2 protein-coding genes and 1 other annotated feature are annotated in these 993 nt (G+C 65.6%); both genes read left to right on the plus strand.

All coding sequences use genetic code 11. The annotated features are described in order from the left end of the window. Positions 1 to 52 precede the first annotated feature (52 nt). The gene (locus KB201_RS24635) at positions 53 to 370 is read left to right on the plus strand and encodes a transposase (RefSeq protein WP_004022138.1); all 318 of its coding nucleotides are present in this window, start codon (positions 53 to 55) and stop codon (positions 368 to 370) included. Further along, positions 331 to 459 (plus strand) — a sequence feature (AL1L pseudoknot). It overlaps the preceding gene by 40 nt. Continuing rightward, the coding region (locus tag KB201_RS24640; protein WP_176455990.1) for an IS3 family transposase at positions 373 to 993 on the plus strand (621 nt) is incomplete at its 3' end. (Overlaps the previous feature by 87 nt.)

Here is a 993-nt window from a genome sequence, read left to right on the forward strand (position 1 = left end):
TGAACCGCCCCGGGTCTGTCGGAGGCTCTCGAACCTGTGAAGGATGGAGAGCATGGCAGCACCACGCAAGTACAGTGAGGAACTCAAGGACCGGGCCACCCGGATGGCATGTGAAGCGCGACGAGATCCCGATTCGTCGAGAGGTGCGATCAAGCGGATCGCCGATCAGCTCGGAGTCCATCCCGAGGCGTTGCGCAATTGGGTTCGTCAGGCCGAGATCGACGGCGGGGTCCGCCCGGGCACCACGAGTGAGGACGCTGACCGCATCGCGGCGTTGGAGCGGGAGAACCGTGAACTGCGGCGAGCGAACACGATCTTGAAGCAGGCTTCGGCTTTCTTTGCGGCGGAGATCGACCGCCCACAGCGCTGATCGTGGAGTTCGTCGCGGCTCACCGCGATGAACACGGAGTCGATCCGATCTGTGCGGCATTGCGCGATACGTCCGCCCAGATCGCTCCGTCCACGGTACGAGCCCACCTGAGCCCCCAGAAGACCGAGGCGCCTCGTGTGGTGCGTGACCGGGAGCTCCTTACCCAGGTCCGCGCGGTGCATGCCGACAACCTCGGCGTCTACGGTGCCCGCAAGGTGCATGCCCAATTGCGCAGACAGGGCCATAGTGCTGCCCGCTGCACCGTCGAGCGATTGATGAAAGCCGATGGGCTGCAAGGGATAGCGAGACTCAAGACACGCAAGACCACGCGCAGCGAGGGAGCTGAAACACCCCGGCCGGCTGACCGGGTCAACCGTCAGTTCACCGCGGCGGCACCGAACGCGTTGTGGGTGGCGGACCTGACCTACATCCGCACCCACTCGGGCTGGGTGTACGCGGCGTTCGTCCTGGACGTGTTCTCGCGGATGGTCGTCGGCTGGCAGGTCTCGACCACCATGCACACCGACCTCGCCCTCGACGCCCTGAACATGGGATTGTGGGCACGGTCGCGTGCCGGCCACGACGTGGCCGGGCTGATCCACCACTCCGACCGCGGAGTGCAA

It is taken from the genome of Gordonia sp. SCSIO 19800, assembly GCF_018132775.1.
GTDB classification, from domain to species: domain Bacteria; phylum Actinomycetota; class Actinomycetes; order Mycobacteriales; family Mycobacteriaceae; genus Gordonia; species Gordonia hongkongensis.